Here is a 19,020-nt window from a genome sequence, read left to right on the forward strand (position 1 = left end):
CAGGGTCTAGGTCAGCTTCTCGAAGACCATCGTGGCCTGGATGCGCTCGCCGCCTCCAAGACCTGCCGAGCCCGACGACGCGGTAGTGATGGTGTGCAGTCGGTAGCCAAGCGACGCCTGGTAGTTGATCACCCTCTCCAGCTCCACGAGATTGTTCGACCCCGTGCCCATGAACTTTTCCTTGAGCGACACTTGGAGCACCGCGTAGGGGCCCGACTGAGTGTCCCCCTGGCGCTCGCGACGCTCGTCACTCCAGCCTTGACCATCCCACCAGCGTTCCGCCCCCGATCCGTCGTCATACCAACCAGGCTGCGTTGTCATGGTGCCCCCCTTGTGCATCTCTGTGTCTGGCTCTTCCGATTCGCCTACCGTAGCGTCGAACCTTGTCCGGGCGTTTCACTGACCGTGATGTGATTCTCGTCAGGTGTGCGAGTACTGGTGCGTCCCCGCCTCACCATGTGAATCCGGCGCCAGTTCAACTCTCCCGTCGTGTGGCTGACAGCACTCCCCTATTGGAGGCAGAACTCGTTGCCCTCAGGATCACGCATTTGGTAATACAACTCGGGCCACTCACCCCATGTCTGGTCGATGAGGCGCACCACCTCAGCGCCCAAGGCGACAAGCCTGTCCTTCTCCGCGTCGAGTTCTTCACGCGAGGGACGGCGACCAGGAGTGGCCTGAACATCCAGGTGCAGACGGTTGCGACCCGCCTTGGCGGCGTCGGCGTGATGAAAGAAGAACCGTGGCCCTTCTTGCCCTTCGCCGGGCTCGGCGAGACCGCGCTTGGCCAAATCCACCTCTGTGAGGCCGGCGGCGAGGAGCTGACTGACGAGCGGTTCTTCCCACGTCTGCGGCGGATACCCAAATACGCCTGCCCAGAAGCGCGACAGGCGCTCAGGGTCGTCCGCGTAGAACGTGATGTTGCCTAGCTTCGATGCCACGGTTCGCTCCTTGTCGCGTGCTGCTGGCGCCTCGCGGCGCCGCTTGTGCAGTTCACATCAGCATGGCACCTAGGCACGTGCGGCGCAGGCGCGGGCAAGCCACCGCGTTGCTTGCTGAAATGCGCGCACGCTCTGGCGACGCTTACCGTCTGAGCCGCGCAGACGTATAGCTCGTGCTCGCGGCTGGACGTCAGGCGGGCGAGGGACGACACGCGATCCTGAGCGTGTCTTCGGAGCCCCCGACGAATCCCCGAAGCGACGAGTCCGCGATGAGGAGGCGGGCACCTCGATCACCGGTCTCGCCCACCGTTTCGACCTGGGCTACGTCTTGCCAGCCTGCTGCGCCCTTCGCGCGGCATACCCAGGTCGCACGCGGGGCTCGCGAGAGAAACGGCCGGAGCACGCTGGCCAACATCTCTGACAGCAAGAGGCCGTCGGACACATTCACGGTCGTTTCCCGACCGTACTGATCACCCGCATGAGCGTCGAGACGCTCGACTTCAACACAGATCATCGGCACGTGCTTCTCCCCATTTGCGAGTGCTCCGTCGAGCGCTCGCGCACCTCACAGCGTTCAACCGGAACGCCCCCTACGAGCGCGTTGAGCCACGCCCTTGACCATCGAGGTCACATGTCATCCACACGGTACAGCCGTGGTCCGGATTGAGGTCTCGCTGGCCACTGTCGGTGAACCCTAGCTTCGCCAACACCCTGAACGAACGAGCGTTCCAGTCCCATACAGAAGCCCAGACTTTGGACCGTCCAGTCGCCCGGGCAGCGTCAAGGATGGCTCTGGCAGATTCCGTCGCATAGCCCCGCCCCTGCCAGGCGCGAGCGACCTCGAAGACGAGTTCGGGCTCATCCGGGTTCATGCCGCCAACCCTCAGACCGCAGTAGCCAATGAAGCCCGGCGCGCTCCGCCGTTCGATCACCCACGTCGACAAGCCCGTCCGGTCAGACTCGGCCAACTGCGTCGCGAGCAACTCGTTGAACTCCATGATGGTGGGGCGACCGTCCGCGTCGATCCGCCGCCGTGGCGGAACTCGCGGATCACGCTCGAGCCACAAGCCTCGCACGGCCGCAGCATCGGCCAACTCCATGCGGCGCAGCCGAAGACGATCGGTGACCACGTCCTGCGACATCGACAGGTACACGCGGACCATTATCGCTCGACTCGTGCGTGCTGCGGCGGAGCGCTCACCCTTGCGAGCCGTCGCTCGCTCTAGGCGGGACGCGGATAACGGGGCGCCAACAGCGCTAGACGCTAAAGCGGAACTCCAACACATCACGTAGTCGAGCAACCACTGGTTGCTGTGCACACGTCGATACGCAGGATACAAACGCCGCTGCGATGCGCTTGGCGATCATCCCTGTTCGGCGGTCGCCAAGGCGTTACCAGCTTCGTTCGAAGGCGATGTCACGGCAGGACGGAGGCTTCGATCCCAATGAAACGCGGATACGGGAACGCGTCGACACTTTCCGGACCCCGCAATTCTTCGAAGGCAGTCACGGTTAGGCCGTGCCGACGGAGCGTGCTCAGATACAGCTCAAGCGGCCGGTGCACATGAGTCGCAACCAGCCCGTAGGACTTCGAGCTCGTTCTGAATGGAGTCTCAACGACGGTCTCAGCGAGATAGCTGAAACCGTCTCTGCTCGCGTAGTCCCAATAGATCGGCCAGAACGCCGGGTGAGCGATAGTCGCGAGCACTACTCCCCCGCGCGCGAGGGTCGCGAGCGCACCGACGATCCCCTCGAGATCAAGCGCGTCCATAAGAACCATGTTCGCGACAGCCAAGTCGAACCGCAGATCCGAGCCGCGACGCACCCACTCTTCAGCGGTCGCGACCTCGAATCGCGTTGTGTCATCGCGAACACGAGCAAGTCCGATACTCACGGCGCTCGGATCGATGCCCAGAGTTTCGCCAGAACGCAGATGCAACTTCGACGTGAGCCGTCCTGTCCCACATCCCACGTCGACAATCTTCGTTGCCGCCAAGCGATCGACACGCTCGAGGATCCACGGCTCGAGGACCTGCTCATACGAGGTGTCTTGATGCAGCGCAACTTGGCGATCACGGATCGGAGCAATCGAGTCCCATTCGCGGACGATTTCGGCCTCGTCCTTGTGATCGTAAAACTTCACAGGCTCGGTCACCTAGAACCCTTCTCGGCAAGACGGCGTGCGAGTTCAATCAAGTCCTTCGCCATGTTCAGCGTGGGGTCATCACTGGAATGAAACTCCCGGATCATGTGCGCGCCTTTTCGCCCATAGCCCACAGCCACCCATGCATCGGCTCTGCTCGAATTGACGACTGTAAATCGACTCCGAAGCCGGAAGGTCTCGTCACCGTAGTAACGCGCCTCCGCCCCTGCCCTCACGAGTTGACGGCTCATCTGATTAGCCCTCGGCATAACTAGCACGAGGGATCGCTCTGCTGCCTTCTTCATGAGCATCTCGTATGCCTCGCCAGAGACCCAACTTAGGTCGTTAGACGAGACGACGCACTGCCCATCAAGCTTTGTGAGATTCGCCATGTATTTCCGGATGCGCTCATTCCGCTTCTTGCCTTTGTATGCGATGGGCCGGGAGCGCACGGCAGCGACTACTTCCCACACCGCTAGCGAAATGGCGGCCACCACTGCGACTGCGACCAACACGACCTTCCACGGTGTCGCGAGAAGTTCGTCTAAATCGCCAGCCAACAGCACTGTCAGCACGACGGCGGCAACAGCTGAGAATTGCGCGAGGATGGTCCTGATCACAACGCAATGTTATTGCAATTCTCATGCCCTGACCGCTGAACACGGGTCCCCCGGGCGGCTCTGCCTGGCCCACCCCCAAACTTGCGTCGCCGCACTGACTCCACAGTGCTAGATGTTGAAGCGCAACCTAACTTGTGGCGTAATGGAAAGCAGTTTCACCTCTACCGTGTGAGCATGATCGAGGCTTCCGTGCGTGCCGCGCTCTACCTTCGTATCTCTTTGCATCGAGAGATGGATAGCCTCGCCATAGATCGGCAGCGGGCCGACTGCATGCAGATCGCCACGACTCGGGGCTGGCGGATCGCTCGCGCCGCGCACGCACCGCCAACACAAAACCCGTCACTCCTGTGGCGACGCCGAGCACAAGAATAGGCAAGTAGACCAACGAATCCGCCGCCCGGTACAGCACGACGAGCACGCCCAAGACCAGGAGCGCGACTCCCGACACCCACATCGCCAATGTAGGTTGCGGGCGCCCGGCGATCCGGAGTCGTCCGCGACGGCCGGAGATCCTGCGTGTTCGTCGGTCATAGTGGCCTTTCACATGCCTGGCGAGATGGCGGCGGCCCTCAAACAATACTTCCGGGAGGCTGATGTTCATCATCGTCCGACTGTGCCCACATCGCACCGGGCCCACACGCGATAGCCGGCGAACCAGGAATGAGAACGGTGGCCGAGTACGGAAATTTCGAAGCCAACGTCGGCCCAATGAAGCGCGCCGCTATCGATTGCTGGATGGCTGATCAAGGCTTCTACCCCGCGTGGGGCAATGATGGCTCCTATTGCAAGTGGCACTGGGCCCCGTATCAGTACTTCCGTCCTGCAGTGGACGGCTCTGGCGGACGCGAGAGCGCCGGCTATGGCGACGTCATCACGTGCGCTGCCGAGTTCGACAGGATACGTGCACGCATCGACGGGATTGCGAGCACATGGCTAGACCTGCCCGACGGGTCTCTATGCGACGCACCGCAGCAAGATGCGAATGCCACTGCCGCGATCCTCGGCACCAGAAATCGACCCCGCGCCACGAGGCGGCTGCTAAGGGGTGCCGGCAAGGCAAAAGCCGACCACGCAAGCAGGTGGCTGGCCTAGCTCGGCGCTCCTGCGTGCCCAGAGCTGCGCGCTGAACCTAAACTCCACCGCGTTCCGTACCCGACCAACGTGTGGCTGACGAGTCCGTCCACTGCCCCTCGGGTCGTGAGCCAACGGAGCGCGCAGATCGTCCTACACTCCTAGGCATGAAGGCGCCTGCCGTGATCGAGGCCTATGCTGTGCGATCCGCCGAGTACGTGGACCGCTTCGGACAGATCGAAACCGCGGCGGAACCAGACCGGCTCGCGGTACTCAACTGGGCCCTTCAGTTCGATGGACAGCTGGTCGACGTCGGATGCGGGCCAGGCCACTGGACCAGCTACCTTGCGCACCACGACCTCAATGTCACAGGCATCGACCCCACACCCGAGTTCATCGCAGCGGCGCGACAGCGCCACCCCGGGCTGGACTTCGGCGTCGGGTATGCCGAGCACCTGGCCGTTGACGACGAGACGCTCGATGGCATCCTGTCGTGGTACTCCCTCATCCACACGTCCCCCGAGTCGATCGACACGGCGCTGACCGAGTTCGCACGATGTCTTCGCCCCAGAGGGGGTCTGACGATCGGGTTCTTCGCGGGCGTCGAGTGCGTGCCATTCGACCATGCGGTGACGACCGCCTACTACTGGCCAGTGGAACAGCTTTCCGAGCGCATCGAGGCATGCGGGTTTGCCGTGACGAGCGCTGATACACGCGTCGAACCTGCAGCACGCACCCACGGGTTCATCACCGCCACGCGCATATAGCCGCGCTAGCGCAGAATAGAACGAACGCGACTACACGTTGAATCTCAACTCCACCGGGTTGCGCGAGCACTAGCGGCGAGAGCTCGCACCACCTTCCGTGGGCGAACGCGGCGGCGCCGGACAACGGCGACGGATTAGAGCAGCGAGAACCCTGACGATCTCACTAACATTGGGTGATGCGCAGTCCCCTAAGAACTGCAGACGAACTCGTCGCTGCATTGCAGGACGCGGCAGTTCCGCTCGAGGCCGAGCGCATCCGACCACGCGTCGCAGCGGACAAACCAATCATCGGCGTCCGGATGGGCACCTTGTTCGACACGTCGAAGCGGGCCACCGACATCCCTTCGGCAGAGCTCGAGCGACTCTTCACCCATCCTGCGTACGAGCCGCGACTCGCCGCGTTCTGCATCCTCGATTTTCGCGCCCGACGACGGCTGTCCGACAAAGAGCGCGAGGCTCTCGCCGCCACCTATCTCGACCACCACGATGCCATCACGACATGGGACATGGTCGATCGAGCAGCACCCAGGGTGATCGGATGGCCAATCCTCAGCGACGTGATCGAATTCACGATCCTCGAAGACCTCGCACGGTCCGACGACCCGCTTCGACGACGCTCTGCCATCACCGCGCCGCTATGGTTCATCAAGCAGGGGACGGATGCCGACATCGCGCGTGGAATTCTCATCGCGGACCTACTTGCTGACGACCCACATCCTCGCGTCGCTTCCGCGGTCAAGATCTACCGCAAGCATGCAGCGCGGCGCGGTCATTGATCCGGGTCACGCGTTAAAGCGGAACTCCACCGCAGTCCGTAGCCGAACTCTCTCTACGAACCACTGGTGCGCGCGCCCAGTCCAGCCGACCAATCAACCACGTCGCTCGCCCGTTCACGGCTGTCGCGCGTGGGCGCGGGTGGGAGGAGGCACGCTGCGCGAGAATGGCACCATGACCCAGGTGGTGATGGTGTGCGGCCCTGCGGGATCAGGCAAGTCTGCGCATGCGCGCCGCCTCACGACGAACGGCTACGCACTATTGTCGTTTGACGCGATCGCATGGGAGTTGGGGTTCCGCAAGCATCCGTTGCTGGACAAAGCCCGGCTGGCAGTGCATCGCGTCCTGCAGGAGCGTCTGGCGAGCTTACTCGATCGTGGTGAGTCCGTGGTGATCGACTCATCGTTCTGGTCACGCGCATCGAGGGACACGTACCGACAGATCTTGGCGCATCGCGGCGTCGAACCGGTGGTTCACTACATCGCGGCGCCGCCAGAGGTCATCCTGGATCGTCTCGCCAAGCGCACGGACAGCGGGCCGGACGACATCATGGTGCCAGCGACACGAGCCCAGGTGTACATGGACGGGTTCGAAGTTCCGCAGGCCGCTGAAGGCCCAGTGGTCTGGATCGACGGGTCGTAGGCCTCCGCGAAAGCGCTCCATGTGTCGGCGGTTGGCCCGGGCACTCACACAGCGCGCTCCGCAGGCGGGGAGAACGGCGAAGTGCTCGCAACTCCCGCTTGGGCGGAACTACACGTTAAACCTGAACTCGACCACGTCACCATCAACCATGACGTAGTCCTTGCCTTCCATGCGCACCTTGCCGGCCGCCTTGGCGTCGTTCATGGAGCCGTACTCCATGAGGTCGTCGAAGGACACGACCTCGGCCTTGATGAAGCCCTTTTCGAAGTCCGTGTGGATGACGCCCGCAGCCTGGGGCGCGGTCCAACCCTTGCGGATGGTCCACGCGCGCGCTTCCTTGGGGCCAGCGGTGAGGTAGGTCTGCAGGCCAAGCGTGTCGAAGCCGATGTGGGCGAGCTGGTCAAGGCCGGACTCGGTCTGACCAGTGGACTCGAGCATCTCGCGCGCTTCTGCGTCATCCAACTCAATGAGCTCGGATTCAAACTTGGCGTCCAGGAAGATGGCCTTCGCGGGGGCAACAAGCGCCTCGAGGCGAGCCTTCTTGCCCTCGTCCATGAGGCCCGCGTCGTCCGTGTTGAACACGTAGATGAAGGGCTTGACGGTGAGCAGGTTGAACTCACGCAGCTGAGCGACGTCGATTCCGGCAGCAGCGGCCCCGGCGAACAGCGTCTGGCCAGCCTCGAGCACCTCCTTGGCCTGCGCAACGGCCGCGAGCTGGTCAGCCGAGCCCTTCTTGATCTTCACTTCCTTCTCGAGACGCGGCAGGACCTTCTCGATGGTCTGCAGGTCAGCAAGAATCAGTTCAGTGGCGATGGTCTCGAGGTCGCCAGCCTCATCGGTGGACCCGTCGACGCGAGTGACGTCAGAGTCCTCGAATGCGCGAGTCACCTGGCAAATCGCGTCGGCCTCACGAATGTTCGCAAGGAAGGCGTTGCCCAGCCCCTCGCCCTCGGAGGCACCCTTCACGATGCCCGCGATGTCTACGAAGGACACCGTCGCGGGGATCTCCTTCTCCGACGAGAACACCTCGGCCAACTTGCCCAGGCGCGCGTCGGGCAAGGGGACCACGCCAACGTTGGGCTCGATCGTCGCGAACGGGTAGTTCGCAGCGAGCACCTCAGCGCGCGTCAGAGCATTGAACAGGGTGGACTTGCCAACGTTGGGCAGTCCGACGATTCCGATAGTAAGTGCCACGGGCGACAAGTCTAGTTCGTGCGGCCGATGCATGGGTGCAGCGAGCGGCGTACGCTCACCTTATGAGTGGACTCGAAGAGGTATTCAACCCAGGCGCGGTCGACGCCATCGACTACCTCGCGCGAGAAAAGGTACTGCCCGCTCCTGCGCCGGTCGCCGGAGATCCTATCCGTGACGAGGACGGAGCGGAGCTCTTTATCCCTCCCCTGCCCACCGAGGGTTCCTTGCCTGAACCGCCCCGGCGACCCGAGCATCGGCCCTAACAACGCATCAGGGCCGCCCGCGAACGGACGGCCCTGACAACGGAACTTCTGGCGTTTAGACGCCGCCAGGCATGCCTGCGCCGGAATCCGGGCCAGGCACCGAGCGCTTGCGCGAAGGCGCCTCGGGCGAGATGTGCAGCCCGTGCTCAGACTCGCCTACTTCCTCCAGGAAGCGGTGGCGGTCTTCGCGACGCTTGCGCTGCTCGTCCGGGTCTGGGACCGGAGCGGCCATCAGGAGACGCTTGGTGTACTCCTCCTGCGGGTTGGCGAGCACCTGCGAGCGGTCGCCCTGCTCCACCACCTTGCCGTCCTTGAGCACCACCACGCGGTCCGCGAGCAGGTCAACGACAGCGAGGTCGTGGCTCACGAACAAGCAGCCGAAGTTGTACTCCTCCTGCAGCGCGGTGAACATCTTCAGCACCGAGGCCTGCACGGACACGTCGAGTGCCGACGTTGGCTCGTCCGCCACCAGCAACTCGGGGTCCAGGCTCAGCGCACGCGCGATCGACACGCGCTGACGCTGGCCGCCCGAGAGCTCGTGCGGGTAGCGGTTCGCCATGGATCGTGGCAGTTCGACGGCGTCCAGCAGCTCGGCGACCTTGTCGCGTCGCGACTTCTTGTCGCCGATCTTGTGCACTTCCATGGGCTCGGCAATGCAGTCACCGACGGGAAGCCGCGGATTGAGCGAGCTTGCCGGGTCCTGGAACACCACACCCACGCGCTTGCGCAGCGCCTTCAGCGGCTTGCGCTTCATCTGCGTGATGTCCTCACCCAGAATTGCGACCTCGCCGGAAGCGGCCGGGATAAGACCCAGTGCAGTACGCGCAATCGTGGACTTGCCCGAGCCGGACTCGCCGACCAGACCCACGATCTCGCCACGCGAGACGCTCAGTGAGACGCCATCGACCGCACGGAACGGCGTCTTGCCGGCGCGGTGGAACTCCACGACCAGGTCGTTGACCTCGAGCGCCTTCGCGCCCTCGGTCTGCGCCACCGGGGGCGTCTCGCCACGCGAACCCAGACGCGGTACCGCGTCCAGCAGGCGCTTGGTGTAGTCGTGCTTGGGCTGCATGAGCACTTCGTGCACGCTGCCCTGCTCGACCAGGTCTCCCTTGTACATGACGGCCACGCGGTCCGCCATGTCCGCCACCACACCCATGGAGTGCGTGATCAGCAGGATTCCCGTGTTGAGCTCGTCCTTCAGCGACCGCAGCAGGTCAAGGATTTCCGCCTGCACCGTCACGTCAAGAGCCGTCGTGGGCTCGTCCGCGATGATGACGGTCGGGTCACACGACAGCGCCATCGCGATGACGATGCGCTGGCGCTGACCGCCGGAGAACTCGTGCGGGTACTGGAAAAGGCGACGCTCGGGGTCGGGGATGCCCACCATGCGCAGCAGCTCGATGGCCTTAGCGTCCGCATCCGTGCCGTACGCCTTGCCGTGCAGCTCGAGCGCCTCGACCATCTGGGTGCGGACAGTCAGCACGGGGTTCAGGGCCGTCATGGGCTCCTGGAACACCATGGCGACGTCGTCACCGCGCATCTTGCGAAGCGCGCGGTCAGACATCGTGTCGACGCTCTTGCCCGCCACATTGATCTTGCCGTTGACGGTGGCATTGCGAGGAAGCAGGCCCAGAGCCGAGGTCGAGGTCACGGACTTGCCAGAGCCAGACTCGCCCACCAGCGCGAGGACCTCGCCAGGCTTCACCTCCAAGGAGATGCCCTTCACCGCGTGTACGCGGCCAAACTCGGTGTTGAACTTCACATCGAGATCGGAGAAGGACAGAACGGCGCCGCCCTCGAGAGGCTGATCCGTGGTGTTGTCAGTCGTGGTCATGATCAACCGTCCTTACCCTGGCGGGGGTCAAACGCATCGCGCAGACCATCACCAATAAAGTTCACGCTCAGGGCGATCGCGAGGATGAAGATACCCGGGAACCAGAACAACCACGGGCGCGAGGTAAACGCGGTCTGGTAGTCACTGATCAGCGAGCCCAGGGAGATGTCCGGCGGCTGCACACCAAAGCCCAGGTATGACAGCGAGGTCTCCAGCAGGATGGCCGAGGCAATGGCGAACGTAGTCGCCACGATGATGACGCCAATCGTGTTCGGCAGGATGTGACGCATGATGATGCGCCAGTGACCGGTACCGATTGCCTGCGCCGCAGAGACGAACTCGCGCTCACGCAGGGACAGCACTTCACCGCGCACTAGACGCGCCAAGCCGGTCCACGTCACCGCCGCGAGCACAAGACCCAGGGCGAAGATTCCGGAGTCACCCGCGATACGACCGAGCACGGCCGCGAACACGAGCAGCGGGATGATGATGAACAGGTCCGTGACGCGCATCAGCAGGCTCTCTGCCCATCCGCGGAAGTAGCCCGCGATGGCGCCAATGAGAGTACCGATCATGGTGGACACGATTCCCACCGTGAAGGCGATCACGAGCGAGATCTGCGTGCCGCGCATCACCATTGCGAAGTAGTCGCGTCCGGTGGTGTCCTGGCCAAAGGGGTGCTCGCCGAGGTGGAACCATCCCATGGTGGGCTTGCCGCCATTGACGACGGTGCCTGTCGTGGAGAAGTCCTTGTCCCACCACCCGGGGATAGGCCCAATGCCGATCGAGCTGAAGGCCAGCACGGCAATAAACAACAGCACACCCAGTCCGGCGAGTGCACCCTTGTGCCGGAAGAACCGGCGGCGCACCAACTGGCCCTGGCTGTAGGACTTGTCTGCGAACTTGGGGTCATCGACCTCGGCGCCCGCGTGGGGCAACGGCTCGGGCGACCCCTGCATCGCGGAATCGCGATTCTGCTCACTCATGAGTGGCTCCGTTCGGGCGGGAGTTCAAGAAGTAGACACGCATGGCACTACCTCCTAATCCGCGGGTCGAGTGACGCGTACGCAAGGTCGGCAACAAGGTTCATGATCACGGCTGCCGTACCCGTCACGAGGAAGAACGCCATCACGGGGTTGGGATCGACGTGCGTGAGTCCCTCGCGGAACATCGCGCCCATGCCCTTCCAACCAAAGACCGTCTCCGTGATCACCGCACCACCGATCAGCGCTGCGAAGTCCAGCGCGACAATGGTCGTGATCGGGATGAGGGCGTTGCGGAAGGCGTGCTTCGTGATGACCGTGCGCTCGGACAGACCCTTCGACCGCGCGGTGCGGACGTAGTCCTGGTTCATGGTCTCGAGCATCGACGAACGCGTGTAACGCGAGTACGTCGCCACCGAGATCAGCGTCAGCAGGATCGACGGCAGGATCAGCTGCGTGCCCCAGTCGAGCGTGGTCTCCCAGAAGTCGCCCTGGAAGTTGGGCGTGGAAGCACCGATCGTGGAGATAGGCCGCGGCTTGAGCTCCAAGAAGCCTGCCCAGGCGTACACGAGGTGATCGACAAAGGTCATTCCAGCCATGAACGTGGCGGTCACGGCAGACAGCGCCATGGCCTGTCCCCTGGAGTAACCACCCCAGAAGTAGCCCACGACAAGACCCACGACAACCGCAGAGACGAACAGTCCCAGCAGCAGCCACCAGTTGGGCTCGGCCAACAGCGGCTGAAGCGCGAAGTACAGGATGGAACCGATGCCCACGGTCGTGAGGGTCGAGTACAGCACCCGCTTCTTGCCCAGACCGGCAATGAGGGCGACGAGGCCCACGGCGAAGGCAGCGGACACCAGGATCACGATGACGGGACCAAGAGCCGGGCTACGCCACCAGCCAACGTAGGTGAAGTACAGCAGCGCGGCGATCGTGAAGACTGCGGTCGCGCCGGCCGTGAAGAGGCGGCGCTTCATATCGCCGCCCATGATCCCTTGCAGGATGAAGCCCAAAAGGACTCCGACTATCACTGCTTGGAGAACAGATATCTGTGGATCGGCTATCCAGTCGTTGAAGCGGATAGCTCCGTACTCCTTGAGGAGCACCGCGGCCCAGAACACGGGCAGCGAGAAGAACAGGAACGTCAGGAACGTCACGACGTAGTCGAAGCCGGAGTACTGACGGATCGCGGTGAGGATACCGACGATGATGCCGATGATGATCGCGGCAAAGGTGGCAATCGTGACCAGGCGCAACGTTGCGCTTGCCGACTGCTGCAGCATGCTCAGAACGTCAGTGCCGCTTTGGTCAGTGCCGAGGTCACAGGCGCCGTAGAAACATCCAGCGACACCGGTGAGCCAGCCCCAGTAGCGTTCGTACCAGGGAAGATCAAGGCCCATCGTGTCGATACGGCCTTGGATGAGAACATCTCGGTTGGATGCTGTCGACTGACGGAGATCTTCGAGCGGGTCACCCGAGTTGATCGTCAGGATGTACATCAGGAACGAGCCGACGAACAAGACCCCGAAGGAGATCGCCAGCCGCCTGAGGATGTAGCGGGTCATAAAGAGACTTCCTCTTGAACAGTGAGCCGCCCGCTCGCCATCGTGCCTTCACCGGCAGTGGTCCGCATCTAACCCACATGTGACCGGTGGGGCAGGGCCGTGAAGCCCTGCCCCACCGGCAGGTGCTGTGCTAGGTGGGTAAGCCTAGCGGACCCACTCCTCAGCGTTCCACACGATGCCGGACTGCGAAGGCGTCGGGATCACGTTCTGGATCGTCGAGTCCCAAGCAGCGACACCGGGGTGCGCGAACAGCGGAATGCCGAACAGCGAGTCCCAGAGGGTCTTCTCAATGATGATGGTCTGCTCCTTCTGAGCCTCGGGGTCGAGGGTCGAGGTAAGAGCGTCCCAAGCAGCGTCCACGTCCTCGTTCACGTAACCGGTGACGTTCTGTGCACCGTCGGAGGCGTAGATGTTCTGACCGGAGGTGATCTGACCGGAGCCGGACCATGCGTACAGGGCGACGTCGAAGTCACCGGCGGTCAGGTCAACACCGAAGAAGTCGGCGTTTCCGTTGTCAACGATCTCGAAGCCAGCCTGGTCACAGGAGTCCTTGATCAGCGCAACGATGTCGGTACGACGGGGGTTCGGGGTGTTGTAACCGATACGAACCTGGACGGGCTCGGACACGCCGGCCTCGGCGATCTTCGCAGCAGCACCCTCGATGTCGACCTCGTCGTAGCGGCCGTCGTAGGAAGCGGAGACAATCTCTTCGTAGTCAGACTCGAACGGGAAGACCTCGCGTGCGTTCATGATGCCCGCCTCGGGGTTCATGGGCGCAATCAGGTTGTCCACGATCAGCTGGCGAGGAACGCACATGGCGAAGGCCTCACGCAGCTCCTGGCTGTCGGCGAGCGAAGCACCTTCCTTGAAGTTGATGTCAAGGTGCTCCCAGATGAGGGTGTCGTAGGTACCCACGGTGACAGCGTCGCCGATGGCGGCGAGCTGGTCGAGGGTGTCAACGGTTGCCTGCGGCTCGATGACGTTGAGGTCACCGTTCTGAAGCGCCTGCACGTGCGTGTCAGCAGCGGCGAAGCGGAAGGTCAGGTTGCCGGTGGCGGGAGCGGTGCCCCAGTAGTTCTCGTTCGGGACGAGGGTCAGCGACTGACCAGCCTCCCACGAACCGTAGGTGTAGGGGCCGGAGGACAGCGCGATGGCCGGGTCGGGCAGCTCACCCGGGGTGGGCGACAGCCAGCCGGTGTTCCAGAACTCGGCGACGGGGCGCAGGGCCTCGATGTCCTCAGCCTCAATAGCGGCGGCCATGTCCTCGAGGGACACGCCCGACTGCTCCGCAGCGACGTGTGCGGGGAGGTCGATGACCGTGGTCAGCAGGTAGTCGGGGTAGGGGTTGGTGTACTCAACCGTGAAGGTCTTTCCGCCGGCCTCACCCTGAGGGCCCTCCACGACGCGCTCGCCGTAGTCGATGCCGCCCACGTGGTCGAACAGCTGGATCGGCGTGCCGTCTTCGTTCTCACCGTCGGTGAACTTCTGGGCGGCCCAGGTCAGCAGAGCGTCGTCGTAGGTGATGGGGGTGCCATCGGACCAGACGGCGTCCTCGGCGATCGTGTACTCAACGATCATCGGGTCTTCCGAGACGAGCTCGACGTTGCCGAACTCCTCGTTGATCTGGATGGCGGACTCCTCGTCGAAGTACGTGAACGTCTCACGCACGCGGTCGTTGATGACCGAGTTGTACGTGGAGTAGGTCGCCGGCGTCATGTTGTTGTAGCCAGCCCACTCGTCTTCACCGACGGAGACCAGGATGGTGTCGTCGTTCGAACCAGTCGCGGCCTCGGACGTGGCTGCAGCCGTGGGAGACTCCGACGTCTCGTCGCTGTCACCTGAGTCCGAGGTGCACGCCGCCAGGGCGAGGGTGGAAGCAGCGAACAGTGCCACTCCCTTACCCATCGTGCCGATCTTCATACTTATTCCTCTCGCATCACGCGCCGCGGATGCCTCACGGGTTGGGGACGACATCGTTAGCGCGAAGGGGAAGCGGGGAGGTTCCCCGCTCGTGCCGATCAGATTAAGTAGGCATATGTGTCAGATTCGTTTCGAGATGGGCATAAGCGCGTGATTGTGCCTGAAATGTGATGAAACTAGGGTCAATATGGCGCTCGTGTGACTTTCTTCACACGCGCGACAAGGCCTCGGCTGCCATGTCACAGGGCGATGGCAGGCTGGCTCCATGGTCGAGTTCCTTCTTGTTCTGGTGTCCCTCGCGGCTGGCGTGGCGACTGGCATGGTCCTTGCGGGCCGACGCTCGCAGGCGTTACGTACTGAGCTTGCAGTGGCGATGGCAAAAGCCCAGGCAAGTCAGGCGCGCGAACAGGAACTCATGGAGGCTCACCGGCAGCGGTTGGCAGAGGTTCGTGCCGATCACGAGGGGCTCCGCTCTCAGTTCGCAGAGCTATCTGCTCGCCAGCTGAGTCAAAGTCAGGAGCAGTTGCTGCGGGTGGCCCAAGAACGGATGCGTCGCGAGCGCGAAGTGTCTGATGCTGAGCTGGCCAAGCGCGAGGAAGCCGTCAAGCAGCTCGTCGAGCCGCTCGCTAAGGCCCTTGGAGAGGTCCAGCGGCAGACTGCGGATGCGGACAAGGCTCGCGCGTCGGGCCAGGCTCAACTGTCCGAGCAGGTGCGTCAGATGCTCGAGGCTTCCGCGAAACTCGACAAGCGCACCAATGACTTCGTGAACACTCTGCGTCGCTCCGACGTGCGCGGAAACTGGGGTGAAGTCCAACTTCGCCGCGTCGTGGAGCTCGCGGGCATGGTCAGCCACGTCGACTTCACGGAGCAGGACTCGGTGCGCACGGCGGACGGTGACGTCCTGCGGCCAGACATGACCGTGCGCCTCGCGGGCGGCCGGTCGATTGTCGTGGACTCCAAGGTGGCGCTTGCGGCTTTGCTGGAGGCCTTCGAAACGGATGACGAGGCGGTGCGGGCCGAGCGGTTGTCCGCCCATGCGCGCCATGTCAAGAAGCACATCGACGAACTCGCGGCCAAGCGGTACTGGGAGCAGTTCGACTCGGCCCCGGAGTTTGTCGTGATGTTCGTACCGTCTGAGGCGTTTTATCAGGCTGCGCTCGAGCAGGATCCGCAACTCCAGGAGTACGCCTACGGCAAGCGGGTGTTCCTGGCGAGCCCGACCACCCTCGTGGCGATGCTGCGCACGGTTGCGCACGCGTGGAAGGAAGACGCTCTCGCGAAGAACGCGCAAGAGGTCCTCGCCGCCGGCAGGCTCCTGCACGACCGGCTCGCCACGATGGGCGAGCACTTGGCGAAGGTAGGGCGCGCGCTCGACTCAGCAAGCAAGGCCTACAACCAGACCGTCGCATCGCTTGAGTCACGCGTGCTTGTCACTGCGCGCAGGTTTGGAGAGATGCAGCACATCGAATCGGAGCTGCCGGAACCCGCTCAGGTCGGCACCGAGGTGCGCTCGCTCGCGGCTCCCGAGTGGCGCGACTAACAGCGAGCGACCCTTCGCACCACCCCGTTCCCCTGGCCGTAGATACACGGCGGCAATCCCCCAGCTCCACTCCCCTGGCCGTACCTACTCGGCGGCGATCCCCCGACCCCACCGTCCTGGCCGTACTTACTCGGCGGGGTCTCGGAAGCATCGGCCTCCTGGCCGTCGTTCTCAGAGGCCCGTCGCGCACAACCGCCCCCGCAGACGCGACAGCCGAATGGTGACGTGAATCCCCCGAGTGACGCAGAGACCCGCTCACCGCAATGCGGAGCTCGCGACTACGTCACACCACCGAGAATCTACGGCCAGCGCGCTAGAACACCCATTTCTCCGCCGTGTATGTACGGCCAGGGCATGGGGGAGGCCAGCGACGGGATGTGACCAGGGCCTGGGGCGGACTGGGCGGGGGCGGGGCTAGGTGGGCGGCGAGGGAAGGTGAGACGCGCTAGGCCTTCATCGCCTTGTCTGCGGCCTTGAGGTCTGCCCGGATCTCCCGCGGCAGGGAGAACATGAGGTCCTCCGTGGCCGTCTGCACTTCCTGGACGGTCGAATAGCCCAGGCCGTCGAGACGCTCAAGTAGGTCGCGCACGAGGATCTCGGGCACGGAGGCGCCCGAACTCACGCCCACCGTGCTCACACCGTCGAGCCACGACTCGTCCATCTCGGACGCACGGTCGATGCGGTACGAGGCATCGGCTCCCGCCTGCAACGCGACCTCGACCAAGCGGACGGAGTTCGACGAGTTAGCGGAGCCCACGATGATCACGAGTTCACACTCGGGAGAAAGCTTCTTGACCGCGACCTGACGGTTCTGCGTCGCATAGCAAATGTCGTCGCTCGGCGGGTCCTGCAGGTTCGGGAAACGTTCACGCAGGCGGCGCACCGTCTCCATCGTCTCGTCGACGGACAGCGTGGTCTGGGACAGCCACACCACGTTGTCGGGGTCCTTGACCTCGACGGTGTCCGCCTCCTCTGGAGAGTTCACCACGATCGTGTGCTCGGGGGCCTCGCCCGCGGTGCCTTCGACCTCTTCGTGGCCGTCGTGGCCAATGAGCAAAATGGTCTGCTCTGCCTTCGCGAAGCGCACCGCTTCCTTGTGGACCTTGGTGACCAGCGGGCAGGTCGCATCGATGGTGAGCAAGTTGCGCTTTTCGGCACTGTCGCGCACGGCCGGCGAGACGCCGTGCGCAGAGAACACCACGCGAGCGCCCTCAGGCACCTCGTCAGTCTCATTCACAAAGATTGCGCCGCGCTCCGTCAGGGTCTCCACCACATACTTGTTGTGGACGATTTCCTTGCGGACGTAGATGGGGGCGCCGTGGAGCTCGAGCGCCTTCTCGACGGCTATCACCGCGCGATCGACGCCGGCGCAGTAGCCGCGTGGCGCAGCGAGCAGTACACGCTTGGAGGAGGATTCGGGCATGCCGTCCATCCTACGTGCCATCACACTCACTCCATTCAGGTCGGACTTTGGTCTGGCACCCTAGGAACGTGACCGAGTCCGCTGATGTTCCTTCCCGCTCCGTGAGCTTGCCGGAGACGGCAGGCGAGACGTCCGCCGAACGCCCGTGGCCGGTGCGCCATCTCAGCCCCAAGATCCGGGACTTCATCGCGCGCATGCCGCCCGTGTGGGTGGAGGGGCAGGTCCTCAACGCAAAGCGATGGAAGCACATGGTGTTCCTCACGCTGCGCGACACCGATGAGCAGATGTCGCTCAAGGTCACCCTGCCGGCGTCAGAAGTCGACGCGCTGGGCACCCCCTTCGTCGACGGCGCGCGAGTGGTGGTGCATGCCAAGCCCTCCTGGTGGGTGAAAAACGGCGACCTTCAGATGGCAGGCGACGCAGTGCAGTCTGTGGGCCTCGGCGACCTCCTCGCCCGCGTCGAGGCGCTCAAGGAAGCACTCGCGGCAGAGGGCCTGTTCGACCCGGGCCGCAAGCGGGACCTTCCCCTGGTCCCCCGCCGCGTCGGTCTGGTGTGCGCGAATCAAGGCGACGCCGAGCACGACGTGATCGAGAACGCGCAGCGGCGCTGGCCCGCGGTGCAGTTCACCGTGCGGCGCGTCACGGTGCAGGGTGCACGGTGCGTGCCTGAAACCACCGCTGCCATTGCCGAGCTCGATGCAGACCCGGACGTTGACGTGATTGTGGTCGCGCGCGGCGGTGGATCGTTCGAGGACTTGCTGCCATTCAGCGATGAGTCCCTAGTGCGTGCCGCGGCGCGTTGCGGGACACCGCTCGTCAGCGCGATCGGCCACGAGAAGGACGCTCCCCTGTTGGACCTCGTCGCTGACTACCGCGCGTCAACCCCAACGGACGCTGGCAAGCGCATCGTGCCCGACGCCCACGTCGAGCGCACGCTGATCGCCGAGCTGATCCGCGACGCGTCGGCCGCCGTCGCCCACCACGTTGCCCGCGAGAGCGACGGACTGGCGCAGTTCTTGTCGCGGCCCGTCCTGGCTCACCCGGCACGCATGCTGGATCCCTTTGCCGAACACCTGGCTCGTGCACGCCAGGCGTCTGGGCGCGCGCTCATGTCCATCCTGTCCACGGCAGACGCCGCGACACGCGAACTCGCAGCGAGCCTGCGCGCGCTCAGCCCACAGGGGACCCTTGACCGCGGCTATGCGATCGCTCGTGACGCCTCGGGAGCCGTCGTCACCACGGCATCGGCCCTCTCCCCTGGCACGGCGCTGCACCTCAGATTCGCCTCCGGCAGCGCCGATGCCGACGTCACCCAGGTGCGTCCCTCGCCGTAA

Annotated in this window: 18 protein-coding genes; 7 read left to right on the top strand and 11 right to left on the bottom strand. The window is 63.8% G+C overall.

Translation table 11 applies throughout. From position 1 onward, the window contains the following. Nucleotides 1-6: 6 nt before the first annotated feature. The 5 genes from AOP75_RS12480 to AOP75_RS02410 form a co-directional block, all read right to left on the bottom strand. Nucleotides 7-321: a DUF2510 domain-containing protein gene (locus AOP75_RS12480; protein WP_062076758.1), complete on the bottom strand. Its 315-nt coding sequence runs from the start codon at nucleotides 319-321 to the stop codon at nucleotides 7-9. 188 nt (nucleotides 322-509) lie between these two features. Beyond that, a complete protein-coding gene (locus AOP75_RS02390; RefSeq protein ID WP_062076759.1) occupies nucleotides 510-941 on the bottom strand; it encodes a VOC family protein in 432 nt (143 codons plus the stop codon). 590 nt (nucleotides 942-1,531) lie between these two features. After that, nucleotides 1,532-2,104 (bottom strand): GNAT family N-acetyltransferase, encoded by a 573-nt coding sequence (locus tag AOP75_RS02400; RefSeq protein WP_236683060.1) that lies wholly within the window; start codon nucleotides 2,102-2,104, stop codon nucleotides 1,532-1,534. 254 nt (nucleotides 2,105-2,358) lie between these two features. Then, nucleotides 2,359-3,096: a class I SAM-dependent methyltransferase gene (locus tag AOP75_RS02405; RefSeq protein WP_062076761.1), complete on the bottom strand. Its 738-nt coding sequence runs from the start codon at nucleotides 3,094-3,096 to the stop codon at nucleotides 2,359-2,361. Continuing rightward, nucleotides 3,093-3,704 carry a hypothetical protein gene (locus AOP75_RS02410; RefSeq protein WP_062076762.1) on the bottom strand — a complete coding sequence of 204 codons (612 nt, stop codon included), beginning with the start codon at nucleotides 3,702-3,704 and terminating at the stop codon, nucleotides 3,093-3,095. The genes AOP75_RS02405 and AOP75_RS02410 overlap by 4 nt, the downstream gene beginning before the upstream one ends. A 708-nt stretch (nucleotides 3,705-4,412) precedes the next feature. Here AOP75_RS02410 and AOP75_RS02415 point away from each other — a divergent pair. The 4 genes from AOP75_RS02415 (at nucleotide 4,413) to AOP75_RS02430 (ending at nucleotide 6,958) form a co-directional block, all read left to right on the top strand. Continuing rightward, on the top strand, nucleotides 4,413-4,796 hold the full coding sequence (locus AOP75_RS02415) for a hypothetical protein (RefSeq protein ID WP_152649914.1): 384 nt from the start codon (nucleotides 4,413-4,415) through the stop codon (nucleotides 4,794-4,796). 146 nt (nucleotides 4,797-4,942) lie between these two features. Then, on the top strand, nucleotides 4,943-5,542 hold the full coding sequence (locus AOP75_RS02420) for a class I SAM-dependent methyltransferase (RefSeq protein WP_062076764.1): 600 nt from the start codon (nucleotides 4,943-4,945) through the stop codon (nucleotides 5,540-5,542). 176 nt (nucleotides 5,543-5,718) lie between these two features. Next, a complete protein-coding gene (locus tag AOP75_RS02425) occupies nucleotides 5,719-6,318 on the top strand; it encodes a DNA alkylation repair protein (RefSeq protein WP_062076765.1) in 600 nt (199 codons plus the stop codon). Between the two features lie 172 nt (nucleotides 6,319-6,490). Continuing rightward, entirely contained in the window at nucleotides 6,491-6,958 is a 468-nt protein-coding gene (locus AOP75_RS02430; protein ID WP_062076766.1) for a P-loop nucleotide/nucleoside kinase family protein, read from the top strand. Between the two features lie 108 nt (nucleotides 6,959-7,066). Here AOP75_RS02430 and ychF read toward each other — a convergent pair whose 3' ends face one another. Beyond that, a complete protein-coding gene (gene ychF / locus AOP75_RS02435; protein WP_062078323.1) occupies nucleotides 7,067-8,152 on the bottom strand; it encodes a redox-regulated ATPase YchF in 1,086 nt (361 codons plus the stop codon). A gap of 62 nt (nucleotides 8,153-8,214) precedes the next feature. Here ychF and AOP75_RS12490 point away from each other — a divergent pair, with 62 nt between their 5' ends. Beyond that, on the top strand, nucleotides 8,215-8,415 hold the full coding sequence (locus AOP75_RS12490) for a hypothetical protein (protein ID WP_152649915.1): 201 nt from the start codon (nucleotides 8,215-8,217) through the stop codon (nucleotides 8,413-8,415). 55 nt (nucleotides 8,416-8,470) lie between these two features. On the opposite strand, the gene AOP75_RS02445 is transcribed toward AOP75_RS12490, so the two are convergent. The 4 genes from AOP75_RS02445 to AOP75_RS02460 form a co-directional block, all read right to left on the bottom strand. Further along, nucleotides 8,471-10,252: an ABC transporter ATP-binding protein gene (locus AOP75_RS02445; RefSeq protein WP_062076768.1), complete on the bottom strand. Its 1,782-nt coding sequence runs from the start codon at nucleotides 10,250-10,252 to the stop codon at nucleotides 8,471-8,473. 2 nt (nucleotides 10,253-10,254) lie between these two features. Further along, nucleotides 10,255-11,238 carry an ABC transporter permease gene (locus tag AOP75_RS02450; protein ID WP_083966635.1) on the bottom strand — a complete coding sequence of 328 codons (984 nt, stop codon included), beginning with the start codon at nucleotides 11,236-11,238 and terminating at the stop codon, nucleotides 10,255-10,257. Between the two features lie 47 nt (nucleotides 11,239-11,285). After that, nucleotides 11,286-12,803 carry an ABC transporter permease gene (locus AOP75_RS02455; protein ID WP_062076769.1) on the bottom strand — a complete coding sequence of 506 codons (1,518 nt, stop codon included), beginning with the start codon at nucleotides 12,801-12,803 and terminating at the stop codon, nucleotides 11,286-11,288. Between the two features lie 144 nt (nucleotides 12,804-12,947). Next, entirely contained in the window at nucleotides 12,948-14,723 is a 1,776-nt protein-coding gene (locus tag AOP75_RS02460; protein WP_062076770.1) for an ABC transporter family substrate-binding protein, read from the bottom strand. Nucleotides 14,724-14,988: 265 nt separating this feature from the next. Between AOP75_RS02460 and AOP75_RS02465 the strand changes: the two genes are divergently transcribed. Further along, the gene (locus AOP75_RS02465) at nucleotides 14,989-16,263 is read left to right on the top strand and encodes a DNA recombination protein RmuC (protein WP_062076771.1); all 1,275 of its coding nucleotides are present in this window, start codon (nucleotides 14,989-14,991) and stop codon (nucleotides 16,261-16,263) included. A 445-nt stretch (nucleotides 16,264-16,708) separates the two neighbouring features. On the opposite strand, the gene AOP75_RS02470 is transcribed toward AOP75_RS02465, so the two are convergent. After that, nucleotides 16,709-17,686 carry a 4-hydroxy-3-methylbut-2-enyl diphosphate reductase gene (locus AOP75_RS02470; protein ID WP_369345454.1) on the bottom strand — a complete coding sequence of 326 codons (978 nt, stop codon included), beginning with the start codon at nucleotides 17,684-17,686 and terminating at the stop codon, nucleotides 16,709-16,711. 68 nt (nucleotides 17,687-17,754) lie between these two features. Here AOP75_RS02470 and xseA point away from each other — a divergent pair, with 68 nt between their 5' ends. After that, complete coding sequence (gene xseA, locus AOP75_RS02475; protein ID WP_062076773.1) at nucleotides 17,755-19,020, top strand: exodeoxyribonuclease VII large subunit; 1,266 nt, start codon at nucleotides 17,755-17,757, stop codon at nucleotides 19,018-19,020.

The sequence above is a fragment of the Demequina globuliformis genome (assembly GCF_000975155.1).
Lineage (GTDB): Bacteria > Actinomycetota > Actinomycetes > Actinomycetales > Demequinaceae > Demequina > Demequina globuliformis.